This window comes from Microcystis sp. LE19-41.2A (assembly GCF_027530405.1).
Taxonomy (GTDB): Bacteria; Cyanobacteriota; Cyanobacteriia; order Cyanobacteriales; family Microcystaceae; genus Microcystis; species Microcystis aeruginosa.
This window is the reverse complement of record NZ_JAPZQJ010000569.1, coordinates 1-6,821: the sequence shown is the minus strand read 5'-3', so window position 1 is coordinate 6,821 and position 6,821 is coordinate 1. Positions and strand designations below refer to the sequence as shown.

Sequence of the window (6,821 nt, the reverse complement as noted above, 5' to 3'; positions counted from 1 at the left end):
CCCTATCTACCTATCTGGAATTAAATATAAAATGAACGTAGGTTGGGTTGAAGCATGAAACCCAACGCCCGCATGGGTTACGCTACCGCTAACCCATCCTACAAATAATTGTGCCTACCTACTTATAGGTTTATTCCTAATCAATTGCAACACCCTTTAATAATTCATCGATTTCTTTAGCCATTTCCTCTGTGTAAGGAGTGAGAGAAGAAGGGTTTTTAAAGGCATCTTCTACCAAAAAATCTAAAAACATACGCAGCATTTTATTTTTGCTAATTTTTGAGCTTTGATTATTACCACTTTTTCAATAATCTAATAAAGCTTTTCGGGGAAATCTAGTTTTTAGTTTTGCCATAGCTATCACTTATGCTCGTCTCATTTACCCTACTCAATAATTATAGGCTTTATTTGGCAATATTTTCTAAGGGTAAGGCTAATCCGCAGCCCCAACGTTTGAGAGAAACCCCTTCAGTGGGGAACCAAGATTCCTGCCAATTTTGCCAAGATGGTAAGGGGTTTTTTAAGCGATAAACTGTTCCTGCGGGAACTGCATAACGTCCCCTAGATAAGCGCTTAACTTTATCTTTTCCTCCGAATCGATAACGATAGGTTATTGGTCTTTCGGTGTTGAGGGTTTCTAATTGCCAATCACTGGGATTGCGAGTTGATAGGCGATTTGTTCCCCAGATTGCGGCAGTAATGAGGGCAAAATATTGACCGACATCTTGATTAAATAAAGTTTGGAGATGGCTGCTTAGTTCAAGTGATTTAACTTCCACTAGATGGGATTCCCCACCAAAGCGATACCAGCCATTTTCTAGGGGTTGATTAGCTAAATAAACTAGACAAGCATCTGGATGTAACTGGACGGCATTTTCGAGGAATAATTCTCCAGTTTTTACCTTTCTTTGCTCCTCTAACAAACGCGGATGGAGATGGGGATGATATTGCCACGGAGAACCATAGGCTTTTTGAGGATTATACCATTGGTTGATAGGAATCCAACTATCTCGATCGAATTTTCCCTCAATTTGTTTACTGTCTTTCTCTTGCCATTTTTCTTGCCATGTTAAGGTGTGTTGAATTTTTCCATTGTCGTTATTTTCTTGGTCTTGAAAATAATTTGCGAGGGGTTTTTTAGCCAGATAAATAAAGGGAGTGGGGACAAAAAAGTTATCTGGTTGTTCACTGTTTGCCCAAAAAGGGCCGGCAATTTGTAAATCGCGAATATTGGTGGGATTGCTGTGAGCAAATAGTCCCGAAACTGTGGCAGCAGTGGGGGGAAAACGATTTCCTGAACGTCCAACTAGATTTTCTGGAGACAGAAACGGACCGGCGCTACCGTAGAGAAATCCCAAAGGTTTAATTATGATCAGATATTGCAGCATTTTTGTATGTTTAGGTGAGATGATTGGCCACTTTTGAGAGGTTAATTACCCAGTTATTTTTATCTTGGTGAGAGGTGGTATCGATGGGTATATTTTGATTAAAATAAAGGTTAAAAACTGCATTGGCAATATCGTGATTATCATCGGTAAAAGCGCGGCGATTTTCTAAAGTTGCTATATCATTATAGAAATGTGTCCAGTTTTTTCCTTCACTGCGATCGCAATAAATATCGAGGATATCTTTTAAGTTTTCCCAGGGACAAACCCACTCTAAATAGTTACCACTGTTAAAAAGGATTCGCACCGCTAGACGATTTTTACCTTGATTTTTAGCGGATTTTTCTGCTTCTCGACATTGTTGCAATATGTCACGCTGAGGAACTCCTGAAGCTGCCCAAACAAAACCGACGCTAACAGTTATATCCTGAGAATAACCGTGTTTTGGCCAGATTTCCCGATGAAATTGATCAAACCAATATAGACAATCTTGTAGGGTTAATTTTGGTTCTGATTTTTGTGGAAACAAAACCCCTAGAAAGTCATCTCCTCCTCCATAAATAATGCGACCAAAGTTAAGATAATTTTCTAGTTCTTCTCCCCATTGTCGCATTCTTTGACTAAATTCTTTTCTTGAGGATATGGACAGATTTTTTAGGTAATTTCCCATCCCGTCACCGTCCCCTTGAAACCATCCTGTATAGGATTTTTCCTCGTAGCGATTTAGTTCCACAAATTTTTTAGGAAGTTCTAGGTTTAAAGGCTTGCCAATATCATATAATGTAATCATTCTTTTGACTAATTCGGGAATGCTAAGACGTTCGGTTTCATCGAGGATAGCATTAGAAAGTTTTTGACTTAATTGTTGATAAAATTCAGTGATTTGCTGATTTTGTTGGGAAATACTAGAATATAAAGGATGGGTTTGATCCGTCATTCCATACCAAACAATGGCATCGGAACCCGATAAGCTAGAACTTTCTCCTTGCCAATTAATTCCCGTCCAATCTCGTTGATATTTTTTCTGTTGCAGACTTTTAAACGCACAATCGATCGAGTCCTCTTGCGCCCAGAAGAATTCCCAAGTATGATTAATCCATAGGTTCCATTCTCGTCGCCAAGTATAATTGTATTGTGGTAAATTTTGTTCAATCCAAACCCGACACTTATTAACCACTTTTTGCCATGCGTCATCGAAGACTTGTTCGGCCTCTTTTTTGGGAAAATTACCCGCGATTAAGATTTGGTTGGGAGTTCCTCTTTTAACGTCAATTAAAGCCGGAGAAATAAGGCTACATTCAGGATATTTATCCGCTGCCTGACAGATAGCATCGGCAAGATAGGATAATAAAAAAGAACCACCGTATAAGTCCCTTAGTTTACGCGATTTTTCGATGAATCCTTGCACAGGAGCAAAGGTAATTACAGTATAGTTCATTTTATCTTTATTGTCCTCGATAAAGTTTAAATTCCTGAAGATTAATAAGATTTCTGTAGGTAGAATTTTCGTATTGAGTTAGGAGAATTGGCCAGTATTGTTGAACGGCCATTCCGACAAGTATTCCCAAAGTTATAGGCATGGAATAAACTAGCTTAATCTCTTGATAGTTTTTTTGTTGAGCGATGTTGATAGTTTTAAAGATTTCTCTAGAATATTGTAGCCAATCTTCATTTTTTTCAATTGTACCACTGCCTTTACTTTTCAGATAAATTAAATCGCCGTAGTTTTCAATACTCTGATCATTAAGATTAATTTTATGGGAAGAAACATCGATGGCTATAGTTACTCTATCTTGACCTTTTTCGGTGACAACACGCTCAAATTTTTCGTATTCTTTAATATCTTCTTTAAGTTTGCGATCGCCAATTTCCACCACAGGATAATAACTATCAGAAGATTTATTATATTGAAAGATTTTTACTCCTTCGGTAGCGAGAATAGTACCGACCATAATAGCGACGCTAATCGGACCGATATAGGCAAGATAAATAATAGTATTTTGGGGAGTTTTTTTCTTAAGTTTCTCTAGATTATAGCGTAGTATTTGCAGAAAAGTTTTCAGCATTTCTTGATCATAAATATCACAGGAGTAGTTAAAAATTAAATCTGTTTCACTAACATTGAGATACTGGTCAAGATTATTTTTATGATCTTTGTATTTATTTTCTGTTTCGATGATATTAAAAAGCGATTGCAGAGCCTTATTACTATCGGCAGGATTAGCAATTTTAATCACTATCGGTAGAGGAATCGCCTGATGTTTATAGAGGTCGTATTTCTGAGATTCTAGCCAGATACCGATGATAACTAGAGCCAAAGTAATCAGAAAAATTAGATAATATCCCTGGCCAAATTGATCGGCAATTAGTGCCAAAATAGCGGCGATGGCTAATGCTGCATTGGTGAGGGGATTAAAGATAATATTATAGGGATATTGACGCAGATTACCCAGGACATTTTTAAGAGATTTCAGCATAATTTTACTAGAGATTTAGGGCATAATATCGAGAAGACACAGAGACAATTCGGGAAAAACTGCCGAACTAATGCGCTCATAAAGACGATATAATTTTTGTTGATATTCATCACCTTCTAGCTGACAAATAGTCAAAGTAGGCTGTTTGGGTTTACCGATAAAAGAGATGCCACCCAATCCACGAAAATCGACAATCCAATATTCAGCAATACCTAAAGATGAGTATTCTTCAACTTTGCGTGCATAATCATCTTGCCAATTACTACTAACCACTTCTACCACTAATTTAATTGCTGGGGAGCTAGTTAAAATTGCTTGTTTTTCCCAGAGAGGTTCGGTGCTAAAGTCCACTTCATCCAAAATGATGACATCGGGACGTAAAGCAGTAGCTTGACCGGATTCTGGACGGAGCAAACAGTTTTTAGGAATTGTCCAGAGTAGATGTAATCGCAAGATTTCTCCCCACAGTCTTCCTGCGATTTTTCCCGCTACGGATTCCTGATGTCCAGTGGGTTCCAAGTCTCGCAACTCCCCGTCAATTAATTGATAGCGTGGGTCATCTCCATACTGGTTTAAAAAGTCTTCAAAAGTGAATAATTTAGGAGATAGGTAGGTCATGATTTTTATCGGATTAGACCTAAAACTTGTTGTTGTTATCCATGATACTGATTGCTCGCCAGAATCGGGGGATTTTGGGGGTTAAAAAATCCTTAAAAAAAACTCCCACCCCCGCTACCCTCCTTAATCAGTAGCTAGACAATTAATTACAGATAATTACTTAAGCAAAATTAATTACACATCCAGAGGCGGAAACTGTACGCTAAAGTAGTAGAAAGGGTCAATCCTCAAGAGGATGATGTGCGCTTCTATGGGATTTCCGAAGAAGCTGTCTCTAGATTGTTGGTGATGGGAGGTTCTCCTCCTCAACCACCCCCAAATCTCTACATCATCTAGCTTGTCCCCCAACTCTTGACTGAAAATCGATGCACCCCCTCCCCGACCTAAAACCCCGATTCTCTGGTTGAGGTGCGTCGATTGCTCTCCCAGTCAGGGTTCTACCCTTTGGTATCGGGACTTTTACCCCCCCCGGGACCACTTTTTAACCCTCTTTTTGCAGGTGCGTCGATTTGGGGGTCTGTCTTCCCCTCTCGATGAGACTTTCCAAGGGGTACTCCTTACCTATTAGGTCAAATAGGATTAGTTGGAAACTGCTCGTTCCCAGTGAGTATGGGAATGGCGGATGAACCCTTACCTATTAGGTCAAATAGGATTAGTTGGAAACTGACTTATATTCCCATTGTAGTCTAGTCGGAATGACCTTACCTATTAGGTCAAATAGGATTAGTTGGAAACTCAATACCATCAATAGGATTGATGACCTCGCGTCCTTACCTATTAGGTCAAATAGGATTAGTTGGAAACAACAAGGATCTATCTTGCCAAAAAGAACATAAAACCTTACCTATTAGGTCAAATAGGATTAGTTGGAAACTCTGATAGCATGATTGCGCCAGCGTAATCAAAGTCTTTATCCTTACCTATTAGGTCAAATAGGATTAGTTGGAAACAACTACCCGTTAGGATAAGAGCACTTGTTGCCCCCAGCCTTACCTATTAGGTCAAATAGGATTAGTTGGAAACTAAAAAAGTAGGGCTAATTCATGAATTAGCCCTACTCTTACTGCTTGCCTATTAGGTTAAATAGGATTAGTTGGAAACTTAAAATAGGCGGCTTGCTCGTTAAGATTTCGTAAACCTTACCTATTAGGTCAAATAGGATTAGTTGGAAACATTTTTGATGGCGGCTTGCTCACCATCGAGAGTTGACCTTACCTATTAGGTCAAATAGGATTAGTTGGAAACTAAAAAAGTAGGGCTAATTCATGAATTAGCCCTACTCTTACTCCTTACCTATTAGGTCAAATAGGATTAGTTGGAAACATTAGAGTCAATTTCCGTGAAATCAATATCAATTCCCTTACCTATTAGGTCAAATAGGATTAGTTGGAAACACTTAAAGCGTTCACCAAAAAAATCAGAGGATTCGTCCTTATTTATTAGGTTAAATAGGATTAGTTGGAAAACTTAATTTCGCCATTTATTTTTACCTTTTGATCCTTACCTATTAGGTCAAATAGGATTAGTTGGAAACTAAAAGAGTAGGGCTAATTCATGAATTAGCCCTACTCTTACTCCTTACCTATTAGGTCAAATAGGATTAGTTGGAAACGAATAAAAACGCAATCGTCAAAGGCTTGCTTAATAGTTGCCTTACCTATTAGGTCAATAGGATTAGTTGGAAACTAATCGGGAACCTCTACAGGAAAATAACCAGCATCGGCTATTTCTTCCTTACCTATTAGGTCAAATAGGATTAGTTGGAAACTAAAAAAGTAGGGCTAATTCATGAATTAGCCCTACTCTTACTCCTTACCTATTAGGTCAAATAGGATTAGTTGGAAACTCTGGAATATATTCCAAAACTGTAAGAGGCTTTTCCCTTACCTATTAGGTCAAATAGGATTAGTTGGAAACATTAAAACGAATTTCTTTAATTTCTGTGGATTTGGTACAAACCTTACCTATTAGGTCAAATAGGATTAGTTGGAAACAGGCTACGATTAGCAAGGCATTTGGAACACCAGCAATTCTCATTTTGAAATAAATAGAGCATTAACCCCGATTTTGGCATTGAAAATAAAGTACAAAGTAACTATTTTATAGGAGAGGCGATCACTAAAAAAAACAATTGGCTGGACAAATTAAGTATAAATACTCAAGCAATCAAAGAGGTTGGCTGAGAATGAACGGGGTTAATTCAGGAAGATAGTTCTGTTTTTAGAATAGGGAATTCAAGGGAAATAAAAATTTATAATTATTGTCAGCTAAGGTAAAATGGGTGAGTTAGAAATCCACCAGCACGTCAAATTATTCCAAGATGGCTCAAAAAGCGGCAACC

Annotated in this window: 5 protein-coding genes and 1 CRISPR repeat array; all 5 genes read right to left on the bottom strand. The window is 38.1% G+C overall.

From position 1 onward, the window contains the following. Window positions 1-136: 136 nt before the first annotated feature. The 5 genes from O9290_RS23995 to O9290_RS23975 all read right to left on the bottom strand — a co-directional run bounded on the left by O9290_RS23995 (window position 137) and on the right by O9290_RS23975 (window position 4,480). Window positions 137-262 (bottom strand): AbrB/MazE/SpoVT family DNA-binding domain-containing protein, encoded by a 126-nt coding sequence (locus O9290_RS23995; protein ID WP_002757501.1) that lies wholly within the window; start codon window positions 260-262, stop codon window positions 137-139. Window positions 263-404: 142 nt separating this feature from the next. After that, window positions 405-1,388 (bottom strand): type III-B CRISPR module-associated Cmr3 family protein, encoded by a 984-nt coding sequence (locus O9290_RS23990; RefSeq protein ID WP_002757504.1) that lies wholly within the window; start codon window positions 1,386-1,388, stop codon window positions 405-407. Window positions 1,389-1,398: 10 nt separating this feature from the next. Then, the gene (locus O9290_RS23985) at window positions 1,399-2,823 is read right to left on the bottom strand and encodes a Cas10/Cmr2 second palm domain-containing protein (protein ID WP_288057400.1); all 1,425 of its coding nucleotides are present in this window, start codon (window positions 2,821-2,823) and stop codon (window positions 1,399-1,401) included. Window positions 2,824-2,830: 7 nt separating this feature from the next. Beyond that, the gene (locus O9290_RS23980; protein WP_288057398.1) at window positions 2,831-3,862 is read right to left on the bottom strand and encodes an SAVED domain-containing protein; all 1,032 of its coding nucleotides are present in this window, start codon (window positions 3,860-3,862) and stop codon (window positions 2,831-2,833) included. 15 nt (window positions 3,863-3,877) lie between these two features. Then, on the bottom strand, window positions 3,878-4,480 hold the full coding sequence (locus O9290_RS23975; RefSeq protein ID WP_288057397.1) for a Uma2 family endonuclease: 603 nt from the start codon (window positions 4,478-4,480) through the stop codon (window positions 3,878-3,880). Window positions 4,481-5,035: 555 nt separating this feature from the next. Next, window positions 5,036-6,092: direct repeats of the CRISPR family, unit length 36 nt; unit sequence CCTTACCTATTAGGTCAAATAGGATTAGTTGGAAAC. Window positions 6,093-6,821: the final 729 nt, after the last annotated feature.

Excerpts from the sequence above, each read along its gene's own strand:
- O9290_RS23995 (WP_002757501.1), bottom strand. The coding sequence starts at position 262 with ATGCTGCGTATGTTTTTAGATTTTTTGGTAGAAGATGCCTTTAAAAAC.
- O9290_RS23985 (WP_288057400.1), bottom strand. The coding sequence starts at position 2,823 with ATGAACTATACTGTAATTACCTTTGCTCCTGTGCAAGGATTCATCGAA.
- O9290_RS23990 (WP_002757504.1), bottom strand. The coding sequence starts at position 1,388 with ATGCTGCAATATCTGATCATAATTAAACCTTTGGGATTTCTCTACGGT.
- O9290_RS23980 (WP_288057398.1), bottom strand. The coding sequence starts at position 3,862 with ATGCTGAAATCTCTTAAAAATGTCCTGGGTAATCTGCGTCAATATCCC.
- O9290_RS23975 (WP_288057397.1), bottom strand. The coding sequence starts at position 4,480 with ATGACCTACCTATCTCCTAAATTATTCACTTTTGAAGACTTTTTAAAC.